Source organism: Pleomorphomonas sp. T1.2MG-36 (genome assembly GCF_950100655.1).
Lineage (GTDB): Bacteria > Pseudomonadota > Alphaproteobacteria > Rhizobiales > Pleomorphomonadaceae > Pleomorphomonas.
On the sequence record NZ_CATNLY010000012.1, the window covers coordinates 48,406 to 75,097 of the forward strand.

The following is a 26,692-nucleotide window of genomic DNA, read 5'->3' on the forward strand; positions in this document are numbered from 1 at the left end:
GCATATGGGACTTCACGCAAGTAATAAGAGATCGGAGCCCGAATCCTTGCTCTCGGTACTTGAGAGCGTCCAGCCGGTTCGCCTCCTGCTTGAAAAGCGGGAGGATCATGACCGGCAGTCGGAGGGCCGAGAGGTCTGTGCAGCCGCCGGTGTGGTTTTCCGGCCGATGCGTGGAACCCGGACCTTCGCTTGTTGTTTTTCGCCCGGCCACGTGCCGTGCAGCGGGAAGCATATGAGGACGCCCGTAGATCCACCGAAAAGATCGGCGCTTCGGTGCGCGGCCATTGAGGCCGCCCAACAAGGCATTCGTCGCCGTTCCCCCGTATTGGCTTTCGCCGAGCGGGCTTTTCAGGAACGACGGTGTTGAAAAGAAAGAACGTGCCGGACGTGAAAGTCGTGAGGCCAAAGCAGATCGTCGAAGAGGCAGGATGGCGCAAAGCATCGGCCTCTTCTCGATTTGCGGTTTCGGTCGGTCCGGCACCCTTCCCCATTCCCATCCCCCTTATCGACGGCCGGTGCGGCCCCTTCCAGCGCGCGACGATTCCAGGGAGGGCTCTTCGGAGTCTCCCAGCGGTGTCGCGGCGGTGCAGAGGGCGCACACGGCCGGGAGTCAGTCTTTATGGCCAACAAGATGCTGATCGATGCCACCCACCCGGAGGAGACCCGGGTGGTTGTGGTGCGTGGACACCGCGTTGAGGAATTCGATTTCGAGTCGGCGACTAGAAAGCAGCTCAGAGGCAATATCTATCTTGCCAAGGTGACGCGCGTCGAACCGTCCTTGCAGGCGGCCTTCGTCGAGTACGGCGGCAATCGCCACGGCTTTCTGGCCTTCTCCGAAATCCACCCCGACTACTACCAGATCCCGCAGGCCGACCGTCAGGCGCTGATCGAAGCCGAAGAGGCCGAAGAGCGCGAGGAGGCCGAGCGGCGCGCCCGGATGCACCGCGACCGGCAGGCCCGCGCACAGGCCGCGAAAGCGGCTTCGCGCCCCGCCGAGACGGTGAGCGAAGCGTTCGCCGAGGACGGCGAGCCGCAGCCGGCCGGTGAAATGAGCGCCCACGAGGCGACGCCCGTCATCGAAGTGATCGACGACGAAGTGCCGGTGCCCGATACCGGCGGCATCATCGACATTCACGACGACCAGTCGGTCGAGACCATCAATGACGATGGCGAAGACCATGGTGGCAGCGACGACGAGGAAGAGCACGTCGAGAGCGTCGGCGCCGAAGACGCGCTGGAAGAGGTGCCGGAGCGCCGCGTTCGCCGGGCGCGCCAGTACCGCATCCAGGAAGTGATCAAGCGGCGGCAGGTGCTGCTGGTTCAGGTCGTCAAGGAAGAGCGTGGCACCAAGGGCGCCGCGCTGACCACCTATCTTTCGCTGGCCGGCCGTTATTCGGTGCTGATGCCCAATTCGGGACGTGGCGGCGGCATCTCGCGCAAGATCACCAACGTGCAGGATCGCAAGCGCCTCAAGGAAATCGCCCACGAGCTGGACGTGCCGGAAGGCATGGGCGTCATTCTGCGCACGGCCGGCGCCGCCCGTACCAAGACCGAGATCAAGCGCGACTTCGAGTATCTCCTGCGTCTGTGGGAGAACGTTCGAGAGCTGACGCTTCGCTCGTCGGCGCCGAGCCTCGTCTACGAGGAAGGCTCGCTGGTCAAGCGCTCGATCCGCGACCTCTACAACAAGGACATAGACGAAGTCCTGGTTGCCGGCGAAGACTCCTATCGCGAGGCCAAGGACTTCATGCGCATGCTCATGCCGAGCCATGCCAAGAACGTCCAGCCCTACCGCGACCCGATCCCGGTGTTCGGCCGCTTCGGCGTAGAACCGCAGCTCGATGCGATGTTCTCGCCGCAGGTGACGCTGAAGTCGGGCGGCTATCTCGTCATCAACCAGACGGAAGCGCTCGTCGCCATCGACGTCAACTCCGGCCGATCGACGCGCGAGCACAACATCGAGGATACGGCGCTCGCCACCAACCTCGAAGCCGCCGAGGAGGTGGCCCGCCAGCTCCGTCTGCGTGACCTTGCCGGCCTCATCGTGATCGACTTCATCGACATGGAAGAGGCCAAGAACAACAAGGCGGTGGAGCGCAAGCTCAAGGACTGCCTGAAGAACGATCGCGCCCGCATCCAGGTGGGCCGCATCTCGCACTTCGGCCTCATGGAAATGAGCCGCCAGCGCATCCGCACCGGCGTTCTGGAAGGCTCCACCGAGCTCTGCCCGCACTGCCTCGGCGCCGGCATCGTCCGCTCCACCGAAAGTGTGGCGCTACACGTTCTGCGTTCGCTGGAAGACCTGCTGATCAAGGGGGTGACGCATCACCTGACCGTTCGTACCCGGTCGGCGGTAGCGCTCTACATCCTCAACCAGAAGCGCAAGCATCTGTCCGATCTCGAGGCTCGCTTCGGCCTCACGATCATCATCGCTGCCGACGAACACCTCGGATCGCAGCACTTCGCCGTCGAGCGTGGCGAGATCATCCTCAACCCGGCCCCGCCGCCGCCCGCGCCGACGCTGACGCCGGAAAGCGTCCAGCCCTACGACGAGGAGATCGACGAGGAGATCGAGGAAGAGGACGACGAGGAAGCGGAGACTGAGAAGGCTCAGTCGTCGCGCGAAGAGCGTGGCGACGGAGATGCCCGCCGCAAGCGGCGTCGGCGTCGGCGTCGGCGGACCGACGGCAGTGATGCCGTCAACGGCGAGGGCCAGGACGCGACCGGCGAGAGCGCCGAGCAGCCGTCGACCGAAGGTGACGACGACACCTCCGAGGAAGACGAGGGCGAAGTACGCGCCGAGGGCGAGAGTGAGGGCGAGCAGCGCCGCAGATCGCGTCGTCGCGGCCGTCGCGGCGGTCGCCGCCGGCATCAGCTCGAGGAAGACGTTGGAGCAGAGGCAACCGCTGCCACCCAGGACGGCGAGTCGGCTCCCGCTGAGGTGGCGATCAACGACATCGAAGCCGAGCCCGTTGTCGACGCCAGCGATGTGGAAGTGGAAGTGGTCGCCGCCCCGAGCGTGCTGAACGACGAACCCGTCGAGACGCTGGCAAGCGAGACCGAAGAGGCTCCGGAAGAAACGGCTGAGATCGCCGCGCCCATCCATGCGCCGATTGAGAGCGTCGCGGAACTGGTCGAGAAGTCGGTCGAGGCCAACGAGCCGGTGCGGCAACCCGAACCGGAAGCCGAGCCGGAACCGGAACCCGACCCCAATCAGCCGAAGAAGACTGGCTGGTGGCAGCGCCGCTCCTTCTTCTGAGGAACGAGCCCAAGCAAAGTTCGATCGAGGCCGCCCCAGTCCCCTGGGGCGGCCTTGTCGTTCGGGGACCAGCCACCTCAAGGGAGCTTCAACAAGCATCCGATGTCATTCGGAATTGCCGGAAGTGTCTCACGCCGACGACCGCCATGAGGCGAACGAGTCCCGACCCCAGTCGGCGCGGAAAATTGGCTTCGAGCCCAGGGATCCTTGGGGCAGACGGCTACTTCAGCCAGGTACCGAGCCGTTCGCAGGCGTCCGCGATATCATCGGTCCGCCCCGCGAAGGAAAAACGCACGTAGGACGAGCCGCGCCCCGTGTCGAAATCGAGCCCCGGCGTTGCCGCTACGCCCGCCTCGTTCAGCATGCGGCGACAGAAATCGAGACTGTCGTTGGTATAGCGGCTGACGTCGGCATAGAAATAGAAGGCGCCGTCGACAGGCAGGAATCGGTCGAGACCGATCTCCGGCATTCGCCCCAGAAGCAGCCGGCGACTCGCTTCATAACCGGCCTTGACCGCTTCCAGTTCCTCCGTCGCCTCGAAGGCGCCGAGGGCGGCGCGTTGCGAAAGTTCCGATGGCGAGATGAAGAGGTTCTGGGCGATGCGCTCGACAGGCCGCACCAGTCGTTCCGGCAGCACCATCCAGCCAATGCGCCAACCGGTCATGCAGAAGTACTTGGAGAAGGAGTTGACGACCACGACGTCGTCGGAGAATTCCAGGGCCGTGACCTCGTCGCCGGCATAGACGAGGCCGTGATAGATCTCGTCCATGACGAGGGCGATGTTCATGTCGCGGCAAGCAGCGACCAGCGACTTGAGACCGTCGCGCGTCATCATGGTTCCGGAGGGATTGTTGGGGCTTGCCACCACGATACCGGCCAGCGGACGCTCGGCATGCGCCTTCTCTATGGCGGCGGCGCTCGCCTGCCAGCGCGCCTCGGCGGTCGTCGGGATTTCGACCACTTCGAGACCGAGAGCCGTCAGGATGTTGCGATAGGCCGGATAGCCCGGCGTCGGCAGGCCCACGCGGTCGCCAACATCGAACATGGCGAGGAAGGCGAGATTGAAGGCGCCCGACGAGCCTCCCGTGACGGCAACACGTCCGGCGGGAATGTCCACGCGATAACGGTCGGCATAAAGGCGGGCGATGCGGGCGCGCAGTTCGGGAATGCCGAGCGCCTCTGTGTAGCCGACGCGGCCGCGTACCAGGGCCGCCTCGGCGGCGGCACGGACGGCGGCGGGCACCGGCGCGCCGGGCTCGCCGAGTTCCATATGGACGATGCTCCGCCCCTCGCGGGCAAGCCGATTGGCATCGGACAGCACGTCCATGGCGAGGAATGGAGCCACATCACTCCGTTGCGAAACCCGCATTCTTCCCTCGCCTCCAAGATTTTGCCAGAGATGGACCGCACTGTGCCACTCAACCGGACGCTTCTGATTTTTCCATTGCGCCCGGCATGCGTTCTGCCCTTTATCAGGCTACGGACACCCTGACGAGACTTCCGACAATGAATCGCGCGATGATGATCAGCTTCCGTCGAACCTCCGTCGCCCTCCTCACGGCGGCGGCGGTTGCCGTCTCGTCCACCCTGCCGGCGCTCTCAGCCGAGCGGGGCCGCAGCATATCCCTGCTGCGCGACGCCGAAGCGGAAGCCCTGATCACCGACTACACGCGCCCCATATTGAAGGCTGCCGGGCTCGGTGCGGCGGACGTTCAGGTCAAGCTGGTCAACGATGATACCTTCAACGCTTTCGTAGCGGATAGTCGGCATATTTTCGTCAATGCCGGTGCGATCATAGACTCCACGACACCCAATCAGCTGATCGGTGTGCTGGCTCACGAGATTGGCCACCTTGCCGCCAATCACCTGTCCCAACTGAGGTCAGAAATCCGCCGGATGCAGATTCTGTCGGCGCTCGCCGTCATCGGCGGCGTCGCGGCAGGTGCTGCGGGCGGCGGCGGAGCGGCGGCAAGCGCCCTCGCGACCGGTGGAATGCAGTTCGGCCAGCGCGGCCTGCTGATGTACGCTCGCGAGAACGAGACCGCGGCCGACCAACTGGCGCTGAAGTATCTTGCCCAGACGGGACAATCGGCAAAAGGCATGCTGGAGACCTTCCAGCGCTTCGCCGACCAGCAGATGTTCATGTCGGCGCACATCGACCCCTATATCCAGAGCCATCCGATGGCGGCTGACCGCATCGCCATGATCGACGAGTTGGCCCACAAGTCGAAGTTTTTCGACAAGCCCGACAATCCGGCCCTACAGGCGCGGCATGACCTCGTCCGGGCCAAGTTCGCCGCCTTCACCCGCAACGCCCAAAGCGTGATGCGGCTTTATCCGCCATCGGACACCAGCCTCGCCGCCGACTATGCCCGGGCCATCGTCGCCTACCGCTTCGCCGACCCCAAGTCGGCCGTCGCCCGCATGGATGACCTGATCAAACGGTCGCCCAACAATCCCTATTTCTGGGAGCTGAAGGGCCAGATTCTGCTGGAAACCGGCAAGCCGAGGGACGCCGTGGCGCCCTTGCGAAAGGCCGTATCGCTGGCGCCGAACGCCGGCCAGATCCGAGTCCTTCTGGGGCAGGCCCTGGTGGGTACCGGCGACGGCAAGCTGACCGACGAGGCGATCGCAGCTCTCAACAAGGGCATCGGCGACGATCCAGACCAGCCGGTCGGCTATCGGCAACTTGCAATCGCCTATGCGCGCAAAGACAACATCGCCATGGCCGATCTCGCCTCGGCGCAGGGAAGTTTTGCCGTGGGCGACATCGAGACGGCCAAGAAATATGCCATCCGCGCCCAGGAGAAGCTGAAGACCGGCTCGCCGGCCTGGCTGCGCGCCGACGACATCGTCACCTACAAGATACCTAGATAACCGGGCGTTTTTCCGCCTGGAACGAGGAGCAGTCGCATGTTTGCCCATTTCCGGAAAGTACTGTCGGTCACGCTGGTCGCCGCGACTCTCCTCCCCTGCGCCGCCTACGCGGAAGAGTTCACCGACGGCCAGAAGGCAGCGATCGGCGACGTGGTGAAGTCGTATCTTCTCGAACACCCCGAAGTGATCACCGAGGCATTGCAGGCGCTCGACGCGCGCAACAAGGTGGCGGAGGAGCAGGGACGGATGGACGCCATCCAGGCGAACAAGGAGGCTATCTTCTCTTCGCCTTACCAGTCGATCCTCGGCGACCCCAATGCCAAGATCGCCCTCGTCGAGTTCTTCGACTACAACTGCGGCTACTGCAAGAAAGCCCTCGCCGATACCCGTGCCGTTCTCGACAAGGAGAAGGACGTCAAGATCATCCTCAAGGAGTTTCCCATCCTGAGCGAGGGGTCGGTCGAGGCGGCCAAGGTTGCGGCGGCCGTCAACATCCTCGATCCCAAGGCCTACGAGGCCTTCCATTTCGAGCTGATGGGCATCCGGGGACAGGCCGACGGCGATCGTGCGCTGGCAGCGGCGGTCAAGGCGGGCCTCGACGAGGCGAAGGTGAAGGAGACGGCCGGTACCCAGGCGGTGGCCGAAGCGATCAATCACTCCTACGATCTCGCCCGCAAGCTCGGCATCAACGGAACCCCCGCCTACATCATCGGTGACGAGATGGTCTATGGCGCCGTTGGCTTCGCCGATTTGAACCGCAGGATCGAGGCAATGCGCGCCTGCGGCAAGACTGCCTGTTGATCTTTGATCGGCGCCGGGAGCGGAGGCACCCGGCAGACGGGGATGAATCGGCGCGGCCTCTTTTTTTCGGCGCGGCATATGCCTATAAGGAAGCCGGCCGCAGCCTTCGGGTTGCGACCATCCCCGCTCCGGCCTGAAAGGGAACCGACCGATTGCCCATTGAAGCGTTCATCCTCAACGGACCGAACCTCAATCTTCTCGGAACTCGGGAACCGGGCATCTACGGATCGCTGACCCTTGCCGACATCGAGGCGAACTGCCGCGAGAAGGCTGCCGCGCTGGGGTTTTCGGCCGTCGAGTTTCGTCAGTCCAACCATGAGGGCGTACTCGTCGACTGGATCCAGGAGGCTGGACGGCGTGGTGCCGGCGTGGTGATGAACCCCGGCGCCTACACCCACACGTCGATCGCCCTCCACGACGCGATCAAGGGAGCTAGCGTTCCCCTGATCGAGGTTCACATTTCCAACGTCCATGCCCGCGAGAGTTTTCGGCATCGGTCCTTCGTGTCGCCCGTGGCGGCCGGAGTGATCGTAGGCCTCGGCCCCCTCGGCTACACACTCGCGCTCGAAGCCCTCGCCGGTCTCCTGAAAGGGTGACCGCCGTCCCAATCCGGTGAGAACCGATGCCCCAGACCTTTGACTACGAACTGATCCGCCAGCTTGCCAACATCCTCGACGAGACCAACCTCACCGAGATCGAGGTGGAGCAGGAGAAGCTGAAGATCCGCGTGGCTCGAACGGCGGCGCCGGTCACCATCACCCAGGGCGGCTGGGCCGCGCCGGGTCCGATGCCGGCAATGGCGGCACCGGTTGCCGCCGTCGCGGCCGTCGACGTTGCGAAGGCGGCCGACCCCGCTGCCAACCCCGGCGCAGTGCCCTCCCCGATGGTTGGGACCGCCTACGTGGCGCCCGAACCGGGCGCCCGCTCGTTCGTCGAAGTCGGCGACGTGGTGAAGGAAGGCCAGACGGTGATGATCATCGAGGCCATGAAGCACCTCAACCACATTCCGGCACCGCGCGCCGGCCGCGTCACCGCCGTTTTCGTCGAGAACGGCCAGCCGGTCGAGTTCGGCGAACCGCTGCTGATCATCGAGTGACCGGCCCCATGTTCGAAAAGATCCTCATCGCCAATCGCGGCGAAATCGCCCTTCGGGTGCTGCGCGCCTGCAAGGAGCTTGGCATCGGTACCGTCGCCGTCCATTCGACGGCCGACGCCAACGCCATGCACGTCCGTCTCGCGGACGAGAGCGTGTGCATCGGCCCGGCGCCGGTGCGCGACAGCTACCTCAACATTCCCAATATCGTCGCCGCCTGCGAGATCACCGGTGCCGAGGCGGTTCATCCCGGTTACGGCTTCCTCAGCGAAAACGCTCGCTTTGCCGATATCCTGGCAGCCCACAACATTGCCTTCATCGGGCCGTCGGCCGACCATATCCGCATCATGGGCGACAAGATCGAGGCCAAGGCAACCGCCAAGCGCCTCGGTATCCCCGTGGTGCCGGGTTCGGATGGCGCCGTCGAATCCGAGGAAGACGCCCTGCGGGTTGCCGCCGAGATCGGCTATCCGGTTTTGGTGAAGGCGTCGGCCGGTGGCGGTGGCCGCGGCATGCGCGTCGCCATGACCGAAGCGGAACTGCCCTCGGCCATGTCGGCCGCCAAGACCGAAGCCAAAAATGCCTTCGGCGACGACGCGGTCTACATCGAGAAGTATCTCCTGAAACCGCGCCACATCGAGTTGCAGGTGCTGGGCGACGGCCAGGGCAATGCCGTGCATCTCGGCGAACGCGACTGTTCGCTGCAGCGCCGCCACCAGAAGGTCATGGAAGAGGCCCGCTCGCCGGCCCTCAACGACGACGAGCGGGCCAGGATCGGCAACATCGTCGCCAACGCGATGTCCGAGCTCAACTATTCCGGCGCCGGCACTATCGAGTTCCTTTACGAGAACGGCGAGTTCTACTTCATCGAGATGAACACCCGCCTGCAGGTGGAACACCCGGTGACGGAGATGATCACTGGCATCGATCTTGTCAACGAGCAGATCAAGGTGGCCTCGGGTCAGGCATTGAGCTTCCGCCAGTCGGACGTCCACTTCAACGGCCATGCCATCGAATGCCGCATCAATGCCGAGAACGCCGCAACCTTCGCGCCGTCGCCCGGCAAGATCACTTATTGGCATCCGCCGGGCGGATTGGGGGTCCGTGTCGACAGCGGCGTCTATCAGGGCTACACGATCCCGCCCTACTACGACAGCATGATCGGCAAGCTGATCGTTCATGGTCGCAACCGCGTCGAGTGCCTGATGCGCCTGCGCCGCTGCCTCGACGAGTTCGTGGTCGACGGCATCGACTCGACGATCCCGCTCTTCAACAACATGCTGAAGAACGCCGACATCATCGACGGCGCCTATGACATCCACTGGCTGGAGAAGTGGCTCGCCACCAAGCCGTTCGAGGCTTGATCAGAAAGATAAGTAAGCACTTGCTTATTCGATGCGCCGCCCCTTCGGGCGGCGCTGCCGTTTTCGGTCAGATCGCGCCTTCGACTACACCAGTACCGGCCGCTTGATGCGCCCCGCCTCGCCGAAGACGCGCAAATAGCGGGCGATCTCGGCCGGGTCACCGGTCGCCTTTTCCGGATTGTCGGAGAGCTTCACCGCCGGCCGGCCATTGACCTGCGTCACCTTGCAGACGAGCGAGATCGCGTCGAAGTCGTCGGTGGGTTGCGGCGCGCAATCCTGAAAGTCGTTGGTGAGGTTGGTGCCCCAGCCGAAACTCATGTGAACGCGACCGCGGAAATGCGTGTAGACGCGCTCTATCTCCTCGACGTCAAGGCCGTCTGAGAAGACGATCAGCTTGTCGCGGGGGTCCTGCCCTTTTGCCTTCCACCAAGCGATGATCTCTTCGCCGCCCTCGACTGGATCGGCACTGTCGGGTCGGAAGCCCTTCCAGTCGGCCACCCAATCTGGCGCGTCGCGCAGGAAGGAGGAGGTGCCGAAGGCGTCCGGCAAGACGACCAGAAGGTTGCCGTCGTAGAGCTCCTGCCAGTCGCGCAGCACCCGATAGGGCGCCTGACGCATCTCGTCTTCGGTATTGGCGAGCGCGGCCATGGCCATCGGCAGCTCATGGGCGTTCGTGCCGATGGCCTCAAGGTCGCTCTTCATCGCCAGCAGCACGTTCGACGTGCCGATGAAGGCCGGTCCGAGGCCTTCCTTCAACGCGTTGACGCACCAGTCCTGCCAGAGATGCGAATGGCGGCGACGGCTGCCGAAGTCGGCGATCTTGATATCGGGAAAGGTGCGCAGACGCTCCACCTTGCTCCACAGCTTGGCCTTGGCCCGCGCATAGAGAACGTCGAGTTCGAAACGGCGCATGGTCTTCATCACCGAGCGCGACCGCAGCTCGTTGATGATGGCCAACGCGGGAATCTCCCACATGGTGGTGTGGGTCCAGGGCCCGTGAAACTCCAGATGATACTGGCCGTCGCCCTTGCTGAGCTTGTAGGGCGGAAGCTGAAAATCGCGCAGGAACTCGAGATACTCGGGCGCGAAGATCTGGCGCTTGCCATAGAAGGTGTTACCCGCCAGCCAGATCCATTCCTTCTTGCCAAGGCGCAGCGAGCGGGCATAGTCGAGCTGAGCCCTGAGTTCGCCCTCGTCGATATCGTCGGCGAGGCGGATGCTGCTGGCGCGATTGATCAGAGAGAAGGTGACATCGACGTCACGGTAGCGCTTCCAGATCAGCTGCTGCATCAGGAACTTGTATATGTCCGTGTCGAGCAGGCTTCGAATGATCGGGTCGAGCCTCCAGTTGTGGTCGTGAACCCGCTTGGCAATATCGGTGGTGCTCATCGGTCAATACCCGTGATGAAGCGAGGCGACCCATGAACGTCGAAAAACGCCGACGAGGCGCCACCTGACAGAGGGGTAGCCTGAAACGATCTAGAACCCAAGCGAAATCCGTATAAACGCCGAGTGCGCCCGTCACGATTTGGAGACGTCGGTTACGCTCTCCTGAGACCAAAGAGCGGCGGATTGCTCCTGCCGCCCCCCCGGCCTTCAACGGATTCGTCAGGCTCGGGCCTTTGCCCCGCGGCGCTTGCGACCGGCCAGAATGTTGATCGCCTCGACGCCGGCCGAGAAGGCCATCGCGAAGTAGATGTAGGCTCGCGGCACATGGAAGCCGACGCCGTCAGCAATCAGCGATACGCCGATCAAAAGAAGGAAGGACAGCGCCAGCATCTTGGTGGTGGGATGCCTGTGAATGAAGTTCGAGATCGGCTCGGACGCCAAGAACATGATGATCATCGCGATGACGACGGCGAGAATCATCACCGGCACATGCTCGGCCATGCCGATCGCCGTGATGATGCTGTCGATCGAGAAGACGATATCGATGGCGATGATCTGGGCCACGGTGGCGCCGAAGGCCGCATGCACGACGTTGCCGCTTTCGTCCTCCTCGCCCTCGATGCCGGCGTGGATCTCGTGCGTCGCCTTGTAGAGAAGGAACAGGCCGCCGGCGAGCAAGATCAGATCTCGCCAGGAGAAGCCATGATCGAACAGGGTGAACACCGGCGCCGTCAGACCGATCAGCCAGGACAGCGTGATGAGGAGAAGGATGCGGAAGACCAACGCCATCGACAGGCCGAGCGCCCTCGCCTTTCGCGCCGCCTCGGTCGGAAGCCGACTGGTCAATACGGAAATGAAGACGAGGTTGTCGATCCCGAGGACGATCTCCATGACCGTGAGAGTCAGGAGGCTGGCCCAGGCGCTGGCATTGAAAACGAGATCAAGCATCATAGAGGCGGTCATTCCCAGACATGGCCGTCGGCTTCACTGAGTATGCGAAAGGCGCTATGCGCCTTCCAAGACGTCAGGCTTTTCCGGCACCAAAGAACTTTTCAATAACTTGCTGCACGGCCGCGACGAACGTCAGATACGCCGAGGAAAGTGCCAGGCCGATCTCAACGCCGAGAGGCGGATTTAGTTCCCAAGCGAGCGCTGCCGCCGCAAACAGGAACCAGACGACCGTCATAGCCAGCGTCAGAGGCCGCCACTTCTCGACACGTACGGGATGCACGAAGGCAATCGGGGCAAAGGTCAGGATCGACAGGGCAAGGGTAATGCCGATGACGGCGTACTGATTGAGGTCAAAGACGAAATAGAGAAATACGACGCCGTTCCAGACAACGGGGAACCCCCGGAAGGCATTGTTTTTCATCTTCATGCGCGTATCGCCGTAATACATCGCCGAAGTGAAGACGATGATGCCGGCCAGCGCCAGGGCGATGGGAATCGAGGTGAAGCCGGCCGTTGCAACGGCAAGTGCCGGCAGAAATGCGTAAGTCACATAGTCGACCACGAAATCCAAGGCGGCGCCAGAGAAGGTCGGCAGACGACTTTCCACCGATACCTTGCGGGCGATCGGGCCGTCGATGCCATCGACAACCAGCGCCAGTCCCAGCCACATGAAGAAGGTCGGCCAATCGAGATTGTAGGCGGCGAAGGCCGCCAGCATGGCCAGAACGATGCCGCTCGCCGTAAAGGCATGAACGGCAAGGGCTATCAACGCATTCTGATGTCTGCCCACAAGCGTCAGTTCCGTCATCGCGCGCTGCTCCTCTCGTCCGAACCGATGGCCGGGCTGCGAGCCATCATGAACGGACGATGCGCGTCGTCCGACGGAGCCCAAAAGATCATCGCCCAAAACCTTACCGATCCCTAGCGGATGGTTACATCTCACGGCAATCTACCCGATGACGAGGCCGCTCGCCAAGATGACACCGGCAAGAATGAACAAAACCCCGAGGAAATACGTCAGTCCGACACCGTTGACCAACTTTTCCAGCCCCATCAGGGCACCCAGCAGAGCCATGGCGGCCAAGTTCATGAGTCCTGTGGCGAACATGACCGCCATCATGGCCCAGCAACAGCCGAGACAGGCCAGCCCTTCCTCGACCCCGATCCGGTAAGCGGCGCACGCCCCTGCCTCCACATCGGCAACGCGTGGGTTGCGGCAACGATAAAGGCAGGCCCACTTCAAAGGCGTGAACTGATAGATGCCTGCGGCAATCAGAATGGACGCCGAGAGCGCGACACCAGCCGGCGCCATGTGAGGCGCGAGGGCGCCTAGGTGGACGAGCCAGGTCTGAACGGCCACTGCCACCAGAGAGGCTGCCAGCCACACGGTGGTATAGCCGGCAATCAGAGCCAGAGCGCCCCCGCCGACCGTGTCGGCATAGGCCTTGAAGGTCGGCGCGGCCGTCGGCAGCATCATGGCAAAGATCATGGCCACCCACATGGCGAGCCCCAACGCGATGCCGCGGGCGCTGAGGTAGTCCTCCATTGCCGGCATCAGAGCCTCGGCCAAGCCAACACTCACGACGGAGGCAATCAGCCACAGCCAGCCGGCGGCGGCCATGAGAACAACGACCACGGCCGTGAGGCGGCGTGGATGATTGCCGAGCGCAGCGGCGAAGCGGTTCATCAGGTTGCGGCACCGGAGAGGAGCCATGCGGCTCAAAGCAAAAGCCCCGTCCGCGTTGGACGGGGCTTTCTTTTAGCGGACAAGGATGCTTGGGAGCAACCGCCTTACCGCTGACCGCTCGTCGTCGCGAGCAGCGGCGTGATACGCCGTACGGTAACGCGACGGTTGGCGCGCTCCGCAGCCTCTGTCTGCACCTTCAGATAGCTTTCGCCGTAGCCTTGCGTGACGAGGTTCTCCGGCGGGATGCCGTAGTGGTCGGTCAGCACGTTGGCCACGGCCTCGGCACGCCGATCGGACAGCGACAGATTGTCGACCACCGAGCCGACCGCGTCGGTATAGCCCTCGACGAGGAACACCTCGTTGGGGTTGCGGCGCAGCGCCGCATCGATACCGCGGGCAACCGCTTCGATGCTCGGGACCTGATTGCCCTCGACCGCCCAGGCGCCGCTGGAGAAGGTGATGGAGTCGAGATCGACCGACCTGACCCTGTCTCGCAGGTCGGGGCTGTAGATCACCTGGTCAAGCGTATACCGCGGCTGCACTTCGACAAGTGGCGGGGCGGTCAAGGCCTCTTCCACATAGCGCGGCGGCGCCGAACGCATCTCCACGCGGTAGCGTTCGCGCGGCAGATCGTACATGGGCGGCGGCGGCAGACGAACCACCGGCTGCCAGTCGGGCTCATCGACGGGCCCGGGGCCGAATCCTCGATTGTCGAACAGAACGTAGGCGCGGCCATCGCTGTCCAGGCGTTCGCGCTGGATCATCATGCCGTTGGCATCGTAGATGGTCCGGACTTCACCGCCGCGCCGCGTGGTCACGATGACCTCCCGGCCGCCGTCGCGGGTCCGCCGCTCGCGATAATCGCGGTCGTCTCGGTCGAAACGGCCCCGGTCGTCATGGCGGATCACCGCCTGCTCGCCACTCTGTACGATGACGCGACCACCCGGCTCCACAGTCACGCGGACGCCGTCTTCGTTGCTGATCACCCGGCGTTCGCGCTGGATGTCGCGAATATTGCCGGCCTTCTGACCGACACTCTGGTCGATGGCCTCGGTGGCGGCGGCACCAGGATTGCCAAGCTTCTCGATAAGAGCCGGAGGGGGAGCCTGTTTTTCAGCGCTCTCGGGAGGTGCCGGCGGCTGATCGCCGGGAGCGGCAGGCGGCGGCGGTGTTCCAGCAGCGCCGGCATCCGGCACCGGTGGCTTCGGGGGCTCGGGAGTTGCTTCGGGCTGCGGCGGAGTTGGCGGCGTAGGCTGCGCTCCAGGCTCGGGCGTGGGGGCAGCCTTCGGCTGCGGAACGGCCGGTTCGGGTTGAGGCGGGGGTGACTCGGGCTGCGCTTCCGGCGCAGGCTCGGGCCGGACCTCAGGCTTGCGCGCGGGCGCAGCGGGGCCGGAATCGGGCCCGGCAGCCGGACGCTCGGCATCCGGCTTACGGCGATCAGGCCGAGCCTTCTGACTTGGAGCCGCCTCGGGCGCGGCTTCCGGCGCAGGCTTGGCGGGCTCCGCTTCCGGTCGCGGCGCGGGGGCCTCGGGCTGGACCTCAGGCTTGGGAGCAGGCTCCTGGGGCTGGGCCTCGGGCTCGGGCTGAGGAGCCGGTGGCTCTGCCTGCGGCTTGGGCTGTTCAGGCTGAGCTTCCGGAGCGGGCGCCTCGGGACGAGCCTCAGGCTCCAGCTGTGGAGCGGGGGGAGGAGTTGCTTCCGGCTGGGGACGTTCGGGCTCGGCCTGGGGCTGAGGTTGAGCCTCCGGCTGGGGCTGAGCCTCGGGCTGCTTGGGGGCAACTTGCTCGGGCGGCACGCAGTTGGGATCACCCGGCTGGCACGCCGGTTGTTCGGCCTGCGCCAAGAAGAGCTTCCCCTCTTCGGCACGAGCGGCTGACTGCACCGCGATCTGGGACAACGGCACGATCGCACAGGCCAGCAACAGCTTTTTCAGTTGGTTCATGTAGTCCTCCAGCCTTCCTTATGCCGTCCAAAAAGGGCAGTCTGATCCGAGGTGCGACCCCAAGGCAGCGCTTCGGACAACATCCGCCGTAGAAACCGGTGGGGCAGCCTTCGGTTCCGAAGCTTGCCTCGCCAATGAGGCGTCAATCGGAAGGATGGAGGCGAAAGCGTGTCAATTCAAAGATTTGACATGAACGCTGGATGAACGGCGTCACTCCGCCGAAGGGGTGCGGAACTCCAGCTTTGGCCATTTGCGGGTTGCCCACATCCATTGCCCCGGCGCATTCCGGATCCAGGTCTCGAACACGGCGTGCAGGGCAAGCGTGGCCTGTTCGACATCTGCATCCGCATCCTCGGTATGCGGAAGTTCAATCCGCTCACCGTCGATTCGAAAATGCGCACCGTCGGTACGTTGGCAATGCGCCACCACGAGCGGCAGCCCCAGGCGTCTGGCGAGGGTAACGGGCAACTTAGACAGCAACGCGGAGTGGCCGAAGAAGGGAGCGACGATGCCGGTGCCATCCGGCAAGTCGGCCATCATGGCAATTGCCACGCCGCCACGGGCAAGCGAGCGCAAGTGAAGGACGGAGGAGGTTCCGGCAGCAACCAACCCGCCGGGATAGGCCTTTTCCCGCCGGGAGCGAAAATAAGCCTCGGAGAGGGGATTCTTAAGCGGGCGATAGACGCCGGCAACGGGCTTTCCCAGGCCGATGCTGCCAACGGCAAGGAGTTCCCAGTTACCCTGGTGAAGTGAGCAAAGTACCGCGCCCCCTGCCCCGATGGTCCGGATTTCCTCAGCTAGGGATTCGCCCATGACAATCCGGCCGGGGCTATCGACGATCTCGGGCAGGAGAAGCCCCTCGGCGAAGGTCCGGCCGAGATTTTCCCACATGTCCAGCAGGATGGCCGTCCGCTCGTCCGGCGTCAGCTCGGGCATGGCAAGGGCAAGATGCTGGTCCGCCCGCGCATGACGTGGATTGAAACGGGCAAACCGCCGCCAAAGAAACCCCATGAAAGACGAGGCGCGATCGACCCCGAGCAAGCCAAGCAGGCCCACGACGGCGCGCAGCCCGGCATACTCGAGCCAAAATCCGGCTTGCGTTCTGGTCTGTCGAAAATCCAACGCGCCTAAGCCTCTCTACGGACCACATCAAGAAATCGGCGGCGCATCTACGTCCGCTGCCTGAATCGTGCGATGAGCTGTTACTCCATTTCGCGCGCTCCCTCCACCCCGTAGCCGCCCCACGGCGGATGTCCCGGCGATCGATCGTTCATGACCAAGGTTCTGGCATTGGCCATGCCGTTTTTCGGCATCATTCTCATCGGCTTTCTGGCAGGGAAACTCGCTCGTCTGCCCCGCGCAGGCCTGGCGTGGCTGGACTTCTATCTGATTTATGTCGCTCTACCGGCGCTGTTCTTCGACATCCTGTCGCGGACGCCCCTTGAGGAATTGGCCCGCGGCTCCTTCGCGCTTGCCACAACGACCTCCACATTCCTCACCTTCCTGATCGCCCTTCTTGTCGGTCGAATGCTGACCGGAGCCGGCATGCGCGTTGCCGCGCTGCAGGGTCTTGTCGGCTCCTACGCCAACGTCGGCTACATGGGCCCGGCACTGACGCTATCGGCGCTCGGCAGCGCCGCCGCCGCGCCGACGGCGCTGATCTTCTGCTTCGATGTGGTTCTCATCTTCTCCCTGCTGCCGACGATGATGGCGGTCTTCGGCGAAGAGGAGCGGCCGATGGGGGCCACCGCGATGCTCATCCTGCGCAGGATTCTCACGCATCCCTTCATTCTCGGCAGCATAGCCGGCGTGTTGGGCTCCGCTTCCGGAGTCGATATTCCGGATGCAGTCGGCACGACCGTTTCGATGTTGCGCGCTTCCGCTGCGCCGGCAGCGCTGTTCTCGATCGGAGTGACCGTCGCCCTGCAACCGGCCAGCCAGCCGCATCGCGAATTGCCGGCCCTGGTCGCCATCAAGCTTCTGGTCCATCCGTTGATGGCCTGGACCATGGTGACGCTCGTTGGCGGTTTTCCGCCAGTCTGGGTTTATGCGGCCGTGCTGATGGCCTGTTTGCCGCCGGCAGCGACCTGCTACGCCGCCGCGCAGCAGTACCGGCTCTATGTCGAGCAGTCAGCCAGCGGCATCCTGCTCGGCACCGCCGTCTCGGTGGTGACCGTTACGGCAACGCTCTATCTGGTGACCCACGATCTGGTGCCGGTCTTTGCCCCGTAAGCCAAGTCACTCGGCGATGCGAAGCGCCGACAACTTGTCACCGATGGCGCCAAAACTCGTGATGATCTCGTTCGCCGACGACGCGTTGAAGTAATTGTCGGCGGAGCTGGCGCAATTCTTGAGCACAGACTCGGTCCCCTCGATCACGAGAACCGTGTAGATGATGATATTGTCTGCCTTGGCGGCCGCGCAAACCCTCGACATGCGATCATCGACATCGATCGAATGGCTAGTTCCATCCCCGTTAAAGCGGTTCATGGTATTCTCGCCGTCCGACAAGAGGATGATCACATCCTGATAGTCGAAGTTCGCTTCCTTGTTCGGAGCGTTCAGCGGGGCGGTCGACTTGAGCGACTGCCAAGCCCAGACGAGACCGATCGTCTGGTTGGTTGCGCCGACGGGCGTCATCGCTTTCACGGCAGCGGTCAGTGTGTCCCAGTTATTGGTCATTGGAGTGAGCGGCCGGCCACAAGAGGCGTAATCCTCTGCAGCATAGCGCGTTGCCTCGCTGATCGGCACGGACACCGAGATATCGTCATTCTTCCGCCTGTCGGATACGCACCCCTGCCATTCCGACTTGTTCTTGGTTTGCGTCCACAAATATCCGTTCGAACAGTCGTAAGCCCTTTTCCAGGTGTTCCAGGTACATAGTCGCCCCGTCTCTTTCCAAGCCACGTAGGAAGACAGACCGGTGCCGATGTTCACGTCCTTGTTGAAGGGAATGATTGATACATAGACGTCGCCCGATGTGGTCGACTCACCTTTCAGCTTGTCCAGCAGGTTTTGGGTCGCCGTCTTGAGCGCATCCATCTTGCCGAGCTTTTCCATCGAACCGGTATTATCGAGGGCAAGAGCGACGCGCAGGCGCTTCGACGACCATGCGGACTTGGATTGGACAGCCAGCGTTTCGGAGGTGATGCCCGCGAGATTGAGGAAGGTCATCGGGACAGTGCCACTCGCCGACGCTGAGATCACGGCGCCATTGGCCTTGGTGAAGGTGGCCGAAACGGTGATACCTTCAGCCTTGCCTGACGGGAAGTTGACGTTGAAGATCTGCTCGGCCCGCTTGTCGAGCTCGGTCTGGGTCAGCTTGGGTGCCTCGGACGACAAGGCGAGAACCGTGGCATCGAGGGAGTGCTGCATCACCTCGCGCGCATCGGCCAGCCGCGCATAGTCGACGGCCGCCCCGATGCCGACCAGCAAAGGCACCAGACAAACGGCGAAGATGATCGCCACATTGCCGTCCCGACAGACCAAAAACCGACGAATACCCATAGGTCCTCCAGGACCGCAGGTTAACGCCGGTTGGCCTAACGACACATTGCGCGAATACCGTCAATTTAAGACGATGTGGCGATTTTTCCCGCCCAACACCAGCTTTTCTTGCTCAAGAGGACAGGCGCAGTGCGCCCGTCCCTTCGCATCAATCCACTCTCAACACCGTCACCTCGGTGATCGGCTTCTTGCCCCAGCGCTCGTTGGCGGCGGCGCGGATCGACCGGCGCACCGCTTCAGCGACGAGATCTTCGTCCTTGCGGCGGGCCTTGGGAATGGAGACGAGACAGCCATCGACGGCCGCAGCCAGCACATCCTCGAAGTCCTCGCCCTTGTTGTCGGTCTCCGGCAGGCCGAAACAGTTGAGGCCATACTCGCCGAGGATGTCGCCGCGTCCATTCATCAGCAGCGTGCAGACGACGACACCGGCGAAGCTCATCTTGCGCCGCTCGACGACACCCGAACCCTCGGGATCGCGAACCAGACTGCCGTCCTTGACCAGAATGCCGAAGGGAACGTGGCCGATCGCCTTCGGCTGATCGCCGGGCAGAAGGCGCAGCATCTCGCCATTTCTGGTGCGCGCCACGCTCGGTACGCCGGCTTCGCGGGCCAGCCTTTCGTGGGCGGCGAGATGGACGGCCTCGCCATGCACAGGCACGGCCACCTTCGGCTTGACGAGGCGGTAGAGCTCCATCATCTCGTCACGGCGAGGATGGCCTGACGTGTGGACCAGCGCATCGCCGTCGGAGACGATTTCGACGCCTTGCTCGACCAGCTTGTTCTTGATGGCGCCGACGGCCTTCTCGTTGCCCGGGATGGTGCGCGAGGAGAAGATCACCAAGTCGCCGCGGTCAAGCGTGATGTTGCGATGGTCGCCGGCCGCGATCTTGGCAAGGGCGGCGCGCGCCTCGCCCTGGCTGCCGGTCACGATGGCCATCACCTTGTCGGGCGGCAGATAGCCATAAGCGTCCTCGTCGCGGAACGACGGTAGCCCCTCGAGCATGCCGAGTTCGCCCGCAACGTCGAGAACGCGCTTGATGGCCCGGCCCACCACCACGATCTCCCGGTCGTTCTTGGCGGCGGCCTCGGCGATGGAGCGGATACGGCCGAGGTTCGAGGCGAAAATGGTGACGGCGACGCGCTTCTTCGCCCTGGCAACCACCTCGGCCAGCCCATGGGCGACCTCTCCCTCCGACGGGCTACGCCCGGGCCGGACGGCATTGGTGGAATCGCAGATCATGGCGTCGACGCCTTCGGCGCTGATCTCGGCAAGGCGCTTCATGTCGATCGGCCGACCGACGCGCGGATCATGGTCGATCTTCCAGTCGCCGGTGTGCAGCACATTGCCCATGGCGGTGCGGATCAGCACTGCCGTCGGTTCGGGCAGCGAGTGCGACATGGCGATCAATTCGAGGTCGAAGGGACCGATGGAAAAGCGCTGACCCTGTTCGACGACGCTGGTCGGCACGCGCGGCGCGTTGGGCTCCATCTCGCGCTTGGCGGCGTGCAGGGCTGCGGCGAAAGGCGTCATGTAGACCGGCGCGCCAAGGCGCGGCCAGAGGTCGTATATGGCGCCATAATGATCTTCGTGGGCATGGGTGATCAGAATGCCGACCAGATCGTCCTTGTAGGCTTCGATGAAGGAAATGTCGGGCAGCAGCAGATCGACGCCGGGCAAATCCGGGCCGGCGAAGGATATTCCGCAATCCACCATCAGCCACTTGCGGTCGGCTTCCGGTCCGAGGCCATAGAGCGCGAGGTTCATGCCGATTTCGCCAACGCCGCCCAGCGGCAGGAAAATGAGCTCGTCGGCCCCGCTCTTCTTTTTCGTCACAGAGTATCTCCAGTTCGCCGGCCCCTTGCCGGCGCGCGTCAGTTCTTTCGCTTGTCGGTTCTACGTGGACGCGAAAGGCGGCCGCGTCAAGAAAACTCTCGAAAGGCCGCGCCCATACGAACTGGCATGACGGATGGACAAAAGACGTCAGGAACGGCCGAAGAACACGTCGCCGGCTGAAATCGCCTCCAGGCCGCCGTCGTGGCGAAGAAGCAGTCGCCCGTCCCTGTCGAGACCGGAGAAGATACCGGCGATCTCGCGTGTGGGCAGCCGGACCGTAATCGCCTCGCCAACTCCCCGGGCGCGGCCAAGCCAGGCTTCTCGGATGGACGCGAAGTCGCCAGCCTGCCACTCGGCCAGTCGGCGGGCCATGGCCGCAGAGAGGAGCGCGAAAAGCGCCTCGGGCTCGGTGGGATAGCCGGCAGCGGCCAGATCCGTGGCGTTGTAGAGCGTGACGTCAGGATGGTGGGTGCAGTTCACGCCAATCCCGATCACCACCACCCTGCCCTCTGGCGCAACTGCCGCCTCGATCAGGATGCCGCAGAGTTTGGCGCCGGCGTAGAGAACGTCGTTCGGCCACTTGATGGCAAGATCGGCCCGAGCGAAGGGCGGAAGCGCCGCCGCGACGGCGTCATGGACGGCCAGGGCCACGACGAGCGGCAACTCGCCGAGCCGCGCCTCTACCATGGGATCGCGCAGCATCAGCGACGCGTAAAGATTGCCCGGCTCGGAGGTCCAGACACGCCCACGCCGACCACGTCCTTCCGTCTGGCGACGGGCGACGACCCAGAGACCCGACGCCGCCCCCTGCCGCCCCCGCTCGAAGGCCTCGGCATTGGTGGAACCGACTGCGTCGAGGTAGACCGCCGCATAGCCTGCGGGGCAGACAAGTCCCGAACCCTCGGTCATCGTGCCGGTCGCCTCAGAACAACGTGCGGGCGGCCGCGAGAGCCAGATCGCCGAGCGGTCCGAGCACGAGCGCGAAGGCCCCGACGAACAGACCCGAGACGCCGAGCACCGCTTTCATCTCGCCCCCCATCGGCTCGAAGGCGCCCTTCGGCTCGTCGAGGAACATGATCTTGACGATGCGGAGATAGTAGTAGGCACCGACGACCGAGGAGAGGATGCCGATCACCGCCAGCCAGTAGAGGCCGGAGTTGATGGCAGCCGCAAAGACGAAGTACTTGCCGAAGAAGCCGGCGAAGGGCGGGATGCCGGCCAGCGAGAACATGATGATGCCCAAGAGGTAGGCCACCACCGGGTTGGTGCGCGACAGACCGGCGAGGCTGTCAATGTCCTCGGTCATCACGCCATCCCGCCGCATGGACAGGATCACGGCAAAGGCGCCGGCCGTCATGGCGAGATAGGTGGCGAGATAGATCAGGATGCCGTAGACGCCGGCTTCCGATCCGGCCGCGAGGCCGACCAGCGCATAACCCATGTGACCGATGGAAGAATAGGCCATCAGCCGCTTGATGTTGCGCTGACCGATGGCGGCGAAGGCGCCGAGGATCATCGAGGCCAGAGACATGAAGGCAACGATCTGCTGCCATTCGGCCTTGACCGGCCCCAGCGCTTCCATCACGACCCGGACGAACAGCGCCATGGCGGCGATCTTCGGAGCAGCGGCAAAGAAGGCGGTGACCGGCGTCGGCGCGCCTTCATAGACGTCCGGCGTCCACATATGAAACGGCACGGCCGATACCTTGAAGGCGATGCCGGTTGCGACGAAGACGATGCCGAAGGTGAGCCCGAGCGAGGACTGGCCGCTGGCTGCCGCGGTAGCGATACCGGCGAAATCGACGTGACCGGTGAAACCGTAGATCAGCGAGGCGCCGTAGAGCAGCATGCCCGAGGAGAGCGCGCCGAGAACGAAATACTTGAGGCCGGCCTCGGTCGAGCGGCTATCATCTCGATGGAAGGCGGCAACGACATAGAGCGCCAGCGACTGAAGCTCCAGGCCGAGATAGACGGCGATGAGATCGCCCGCCGAGATCATCAGCAGCATGCCGACGGTGGCGAGCACGATCAGCACCGGCAGCTCGAAATGGAAGAACTTCTCGGCAACGGCGAAACGCTGCGTCATGACCACAGCCAGCGCCGATCCGATCAGCACCAGAACCTTGAGGAACCGGCCGAAACCGTCCACCACGAAGGCGCCACCGAAGGTGGATCCATCGCGGCCGACGATCACCGCCACCGCGGCAACGATCAGCAGCAAGGCCGACAGGCCGGAAACGAGGCTCGCTCGCTTCTCACCGCCATAAGCGCCGAGCAGGAGCAGGAGAAGAGCACCGACGGCCAGGAGAAGCTCCGGTCCGGCGAGGGCAAAATCGGGAAGTGCGTTCATCATCTATGCCCTCAGCGGATCAGCGGCAGCGGCCCGGCCGATGCGGTCTGGCCGGCGGCATCGATCGCCGCGTGGACGGAGCGGAGAAGCGCTTCCAGGGAAGCGGCCGTGGCGTCGAGCACCGGCAACGGATAGACGCCGAACAAGATCACCAGCACGACGAGCGGCGCCAGAATGGCGACCTCGCGTGGACTGAGGTCCATCATCGCCTTGAGGTTCGCCTTGGTGAGCGAGCCCCAGACAACCCGGCGGAACAGCCACAAAGCGTAGGCAGCCGACAGGATGACACCGAGCGCCGCGAAGGCAGCCACCCAGGTGTTGACCTGGAACGCGGCCGACAGCGTCAGGAACTCGCCGATGAACCCCGACGTGCCGGGCAGACCGACGTTGGCCATGGTCATGACCATGAACACCGTCGCATAGACCGGCATGCGGTTGACGAGGCCGCCATAGGCGGAAATCTCGCGGGTATGAAGGCGATCGTAGACGATGCCGACGCAGAGAAACAGCGCACCGGACACGAGGCCGTGGCTGAACATCTGGAACACGGCGCCCTGCAGCCCTTGCGTGTTCAGCGTGAAGATACCCATGGTCACGTAGCCCATGTGGGCGACCGACGAATAGGCGATCAGCTTCTTCATGTCCTCCTGCACCAGCGCCACCAGCGAGGTGTAGACGATGGCAACGACGGAGAGCGTGAAGATGAAGGGCGCGAGATCGGCCGAGGCCAGCGGGAACATCGGCAGCGAGAAGCGCAGGAAGCCGTAGCCGCCCATCTTCAGGAGAATGGCGGCGAGCAGAACCGAACCGGCCGTCGGCGCTTCGACGTGAGCGTCCGGCAGCCAGGTGTGGACCGGCCACATCGGCATTTTCACCGCGAAGGACGCGAAGAAGGCGAACCACAGCCACCACTGCATGGTTGCCGGGAACGGATGGTTGACCAGTTCGGTGATGTCGGTGGTACCGCTCTGCCAGTACATCGCCATGATCGCCAGCATCATCAGCACGGAGCCGGCCAGCGTGTAGAGGAAGAACTTGTAGGAAGCGTAGACGCGGCGCTGGCCGCCCCAGATGCCGATGATCAGGAACATCGGGATCAGGCCGCCTTCGAAGAACACGTAGAACAGCACGAGATCGGTGGCGCAGAACACGCCGACCATCAGCGTCTCGAGCACCAGGAAGGCGATCATGTATTCCTTGACGCGAACCTGCACCGACTCCCAGCTCGCCAGGATGCAGAAGGGCATCAGGAAGGTGGTGAGCAGCACGAACAAGATCGAGATGCCGTCGATGCCCATGCGATAGGCGAAGAAGCCGCCGGACCAGCCGGCCGTCTCGGTGAGCTGGAAGCCCGGGTTCTTCGGATCGAAGCCGGTCCAGATGCCGATCGACACCAGGAAGGTCGCGACCGTGGTGATCAGCGCCACGCGCCGGATGTTGAGGATCGCAGCCTCGTCCTGCGCCCGGATCATGAGGATGAACAGGGCGCCCGCCAATGGCAGGAACGTGGTCAGCGTCAGAAGCGGCATTCCGCTCATACTCATTGTCCCCCGGCGAACATGGCCCAGGTGATCAGGGCGGCAACGCCGATCACCATGGCAAAGGCATAATGGTAGACATAACCGGTCTGCAGGCGCACGACGCGGGCGGTGACGTCCTGCACGCGAGCGGCAACTCCGTTGGGTCCGAGGCCATCGATGATGGCGCCGTCACCCGTCTTCCAGAACAGGCGGCCGATGGCAAACGCCGGCCGCACGAAGATGAAGTCGTAGAGCTCGTCGAAGTACCACTTGTTGAGAAGGAACTTGTAGAGCCCCGGCAGCGCGGCGGCGAGCTTCTTGGGCAGCGCCGGGTTCAGAATGTAGAACCAGTAGGCGACGGCAAGACCGACCAACATGGCCAGGAAGGGCGAGACCTTCACCAGGAAGGAAACCTCGTGCATGGCATGCAGGATGTGGTTCTCAGGGCCGTAGAAGAGCGCGCCCTTCCAGAACTCGGCCTGCTCCTCGCCAACGTAATGGCCGTAGAAGACCATGCCGGCGAGCACCGCGCCAAGCGACAGCACGCCGAGCGGGATCAGCACCACCAGCGGGCTTTCATGGGCGTGGTCGTAAACGTCCTTGGGCGCGCGGCTGGCGCCGAAGAAGGTCAGGAACACCAGACGCCAGGAGTAGAAGCTGGTGAAGCCGGCGGCGATCACCAGGAGCACCGCGGCGAAACCCGACACCGGGTTATGGCCGGCGAAGGCGCTCTCGATGATGGCGTCCTTGGACAGGAAGCCGGCAAAGCCGATCTCCGTGCCGGGGATGCCGACACCGGTGATGGCGAGCGTGCCGAGCGTCATCGCCCAGAAGGTGAGCGGGATCTTGTTCCTGAGGCCGCCCATGGAGCGCATGTCCTGCTCGTGGTGGCTGGCCATGATCACCGAACCGGCGCCAAGGAACAGCAGCGCCTTGAAAAAGGCATGCGTGAACAGGTGGAACACGCCGGCGCCGTAAGCGCCGACACCGAGCGCCACGAACATGTAGCCGAGCTGCGAACAGGTCGAATAGGCGATGACGCGCTTGATGTCGTTCTGAACGAGGCCGACGGTCGCCGCAAAGAAGGCGGTAACGGCGCCGACCAGCGTGACGACGGTCAGCGCCGTCGGGCTGAGATCGAACAGCGGCGACAGCCGCGCCACCATGAACACGCCGGCGGTCACCATTGTGGCCGCATGGATCAGCGCGGACACCGGCGTCGGACCCTCCATGGCGTCCGGAAGCCAGGTGTGCAGCAGGAACTGCGCGCTCTTGCCCATGGCACCCATGAACAGCAAGAGGCAGATCACAGTGATGGCGTCCCACTCACCCCAGAGGAAGTGGAGCGTCTTGCCTTCGACGGTGGCGACATTGGAGAAGATGTCGGTCAGGCTGATGGTGCCGAACATCATGAAGATGCCGAAGATGCCCAGCATGAAGCCGAAGTCGCCGACGCGGTTGACGACGAAGGCCTTGATGGCCGCCGCCGATGCCGACGGCTTCTTGTACCAGAAACCGATCAGAAGGTAGGAGGCGAGACCGACGCCCTCCCAGCCGAAGAACATCTGGACGAGGTTGTCGGCGGTCACCAGCATCAGCATGGCGAAGGTGAACAGGCTGAGGTAAGCGAAGAAGCGCGGCCGGTCCGGATCCTCGGCCATGTAGCCGATCGAGTAGAGGTGAACCAGCGACGAGACGGTGTTGACCACCACCAGCATGACGACGGTCAGCGTGTCGATGCGGAACGCCCAGTCGATCTGCATGGCGCCGGAGGTAATCCAGGTCAGCACCTTGATCGACTGCGTCTCATGCTCGCCGAAGCCGACCGAGATGAAGGCCACCCAGGATAGGATCGCCGATACGAACAGCAGGCCGGTGGTCACAAGTTCGGCAACGCGCGAGCCGGGCGCAGCGGGCTCGACCGCGTGATGATGGTCGTCATGACCGCCGTGGGCGTGGTCGTCATGCTCGGCGTGAGCCGCATGATGATCGCCGTGGCCATGGGCATCGTGGCCGCCCTCGGGCGCCGGCACGGTAGCCGCCGCACCCCAGAGCGCGATGGCGCCGGCAATCAGGAAGCCGATGAGCGGAAGGAAGACGATGAGGGAATACATCTCTTG

The 26,692-nt window shown here is 63.8% G+C and carries 20 protein-coding genes; 7 read left to right on the forward strand and 13 right to left on the reverse strand.

Annotated elements, in window-relative coordinates; all coding sequences use genetic code 11:
- The first annotated feature begins 619 nt into the window (after nucleotides 1-619).
- Complete coding sequence (locus QQZ18_RS07230; RefSeq protein ID WP_284539556.1) at nucleotides 620-3,259, forward strand: Rne/Rng family ribonuclease; 2,640 nt, start codon at nucleotides 620-622, stop codon at nucleotides 3,257-3,259.
- Nucleotides 3,260-3,479: 220 nt separating this feature from the next.
- On the opposite strand, the gene QQZ18_RS07235 is transcribed toward QQZ18_RS07230, so the two are convergent.
- Nucleotides 3,480-4,628 (reverse strand): pyridoxal phosphate-dependent aminotransferase, encoded by a 1,149-nt coding sequence (locus QQZ18_RS07235; protein WP_284539559.1) that lies wholly within the window; start codon nucleotides 4,626-4,628, stop codon nucleotides 3,480-3,482.
- A 137-nt stretch (nucleotides 4,629-4,765) separates the two neighbouring features.
- Here QQZ18_RS07235 and QQZ18_RS07240 point away from each other — a divergent pair, with 137 nt between their 5' ends.
- The 5 genes from QQZ18_RS07240 (at nucleotide 4,766) to accC (ending at nucleotide 9,394) form a co-directional block, all read left to right on the forward strand.
- A complete protein-coding gene (locus QQZ18_RS07240; protein ID WP_284539561.1) occupies nucleotides 4,766-6,136 on the forward strand; it encodes a M48 family metalloprotease in 1,371 nt (456 codons plus the stop codon).
- Nucleotides 6,137-6,172: 36 nt separating this feature from the next.
- Nucleotides 6,173-6,937, forward strand: coding sequence for a DsbA family protein (locus tag QQZ18_RS07245; RefSeq protein ID WP_284539563.1), 765 nt, complete (start codon nucleotides 6,173-6,175; stop codon nucleotides 6,935-6,937).
- Nucleotides 6,938-7,089: 152 nt separating this feature from the next.
- The gene (gene aroQ, locus QQZ18_RS07250) at nucleotides 7,090-7,533 is read left to right on the forward strand and encodes a type II 3-dehydroquinate dehydratase (protein ID WP_284539565.1); all 444 of its coding nucleotides are present in this window, start codon (nucleotides 7,090-7,092) and stop codon (nucleotides 7,531-7,533) included.
- 26 nt (nucleotides 7,534-7,559) lie between these two features.
- Nucleotides 7,560-8,033, forward strand: a complete 474-nt coding sequence (accB, locus tag QQZ18_RS07255; protein ID WP_284539567.1) for an acetyl-CoA carboxylase biotin carboxyl carrier protein — start codon at nucleotides 7,560-7,562, stop codon at nucleotides 8,031-8,033.
- Between the two features lie 8 nt (nucleotides 8,034-8,041).
- Nucleotides 8,042-9,394, forward strand: a complete 1,353-nt coding sequence (accC, locus tag QQZ18_RS07260; protein WP_284539570.1) for an acetyl-CoA carboxylase biotin carboxylase subunit — start codon at nucleotides 8,042-8,044, stop codon at nucleotides 9,392-9,394.
- An 84-nt stretch (nucleotides 9,395-9,478) separates the two neighbouring features.
- Here accC and pncB read toward each other — a convergent pair whose 3' ends face one another.
- From pncB to QQZ18_RS07290, 6 genes are all read right to left on the reverse strand, one after another.
- Nucleotides 9,479-10,783 carry a nicotinate phosphoribosyltransferase gene (gene pncB, locus QQZ18_RS07265; RefSeq protein ID WP_284539571.1) on the reverse strand — a complete coding sequence of 435 codons (1,305 nt, stop codon included), beginning with the start codon at nucleotides 10,781-10,783 and terminating at the stop codon, nucleotides 9,479-9,481.
- Nucleotides 10,784-11,002: 219 nt separating this feature from the next.
- Nucleotides 11,003-11,731 carry a TerC family protein gene (locus QQZ18_RS07270; RefSeq protein ID WP_284541003.1) on the reverse strand — a complete coding sequence of 243 codons (729 nt, stop codon included), beginning with the start codon at nucleotides 11,729-11,731 and terminating at the stop codon, nucleotides 11,003-11,005.
- 76 nt (nucleotides 11,732-11,807) lie between these two features.
- Nucleotides 11,808-12,542, reverse strand: a complete 735-nt coding sequence (locus QQZ18_RS07275) for a CDP-alcohol phosphatidyltransferase family protein (RefSeq protein WP_284539573.1) — start codon at nucleotides 12,540-12,542, stop codon at nucleotides 11,808-11,810.
- Between the two features lie 141 nt (nucleotides 12,543-12,683).
- The gene (locus QQZ18_RS07280) at nucleotides 12,684-13,421 is read right to left on the reverse strand and encodes a DUF2182 domain-containing protein (protein WP_284539575.1); all 738 of its coding nucleotides are present in this window, start codon (nucleotides 13,419-13,421) and stop codon (nucleotides 12,684-12,686) included.
- Between the two features lie 104 nt (nucleotides 13,422-13,525).
- Entirely contained in the window at nucleotides 13,526-14,617 is a 1,092-nt protein-coding gene (locus tag QQZ18_RS07285) for an OmpA family protein (RefSeq protein ID WP_284539577.1), read from the reverse strand.
- 954 nt (nucleotides 14,618-15,571) lie between these two features.
- Nucleotides 15,572-16,483, reverse strand: coding sequence for a lysophospholipid acyltransferase family protein (locus QQZ18_RS07290; RefSeq protein ID WP_284539579.1), 912 nt, complete (start codon nucleotides 16,481-16,483; stop codon nucleotides 15,572-15,574).
- A gap of 150 nt (nucleotides 16,484-16,633) precedes the next feature.
- Between QQZ18_RS07290 and QQZ18_RS07295 the strand changes: the two genes are divergently transcribed.
- The gene (locus QQZ18_RS07295; RefSeq protein WP_284539581.1) at nucleotides 16,634-17,593 is read left to right on the forward strand and encodes an AEC family transporter; all 960 of its coding nucleotides are present in this window, start codon (nucleotides 16,634-16,636) and stop codon (nucleotides 17,591-17,593) included.
- Nucleotides 17,594-17,599: 6 nt separating this feature from the next.
- Here QQZ18_RS07295 and QQZ18_RS07300 read toward each other — a convergent pair whose 3' ends face one another.
- From QQZ18_RS07300 to nuoL, 6 genes are all read right to left on the reverse strand, one after another.
- Entirely contained in the window at nucleotides 17,600-18,829 is a 1,230-nt protein-coding gene (locus tag QQZ18_RS07300) for a pilus assembly protein TadG-related protein (RefSeq protein WP_284539583.1), read from the reverse strand.
- Between the two features lie 187 nt (nucleotides 18,830-19,016).
- On the reverse strand, nucleotides 19,017-20,633 hold the full coding sequence (locus QQZ18_RS07305) for a ribonuclease J (protein WP_284541004.1): 1,617 nt from the start codon (nucleotides 20,631-20,633) through the stop codon (nucleotides 19,017-19,019).
- Nucleotides 20,634-20,849: 216 nt separating this feature from the next.
- Nucleotides 20,850-21,611, reverse strand: a complete 762-nt coding sequence (locus QQZ18_RS07310; protein WP_284539586.1) for a biotin--[acetyl-CoA-carboxylase] ligase — start codon at nucleotides 21,609-21,611, stop codon at nucleotides 20,850-20,852.
- Between the two features lie 13 nt (nucleotides 21,612-21,624).
- The gene (gene nuoN / locus QQZ18_RS07315) at nucleotides 21,625-23,052 is read right to left on the reverse strand and encodes an NADH-quinone oxidoreductase subunit NuoN (protein WP_284541005.1); all 1,428 of its coding nucleotides are present in this window, start codon (nucleotides 23,050-23,052) and stop codon (nucleotides 21,625-21,627) included.
- An 11-nt stretch (nucleotides 23,053-23,063) separates the two neighbouring features.
- A complete protein-coding gene (locus tag QQZ18_RS07320) occupies nucleotides 23,064-24,590 on the reverse strand; it encodes an NADH-quinone oxidoreductase subunit M (RefSeq protein ID WP_284539587.1) in 1,527 nt (508 codons plus the stop codon).
- Nucleotides 24,591-24,592: 2 nt separating this feature from the next.
- A complete protein-coding gene (gene nuoL, locus QQZ18_RS07325; protein WP_284539589.1) occupies nucleotides 24,593-26,686 on the reverse strand; it encodes an NADH-quinone oxidoreductase subunit L in 2,094 nt (697 codons plus the stop codon).
- Nucleotides 26,687-26,692: the final 6 nt, after the last annotated feature.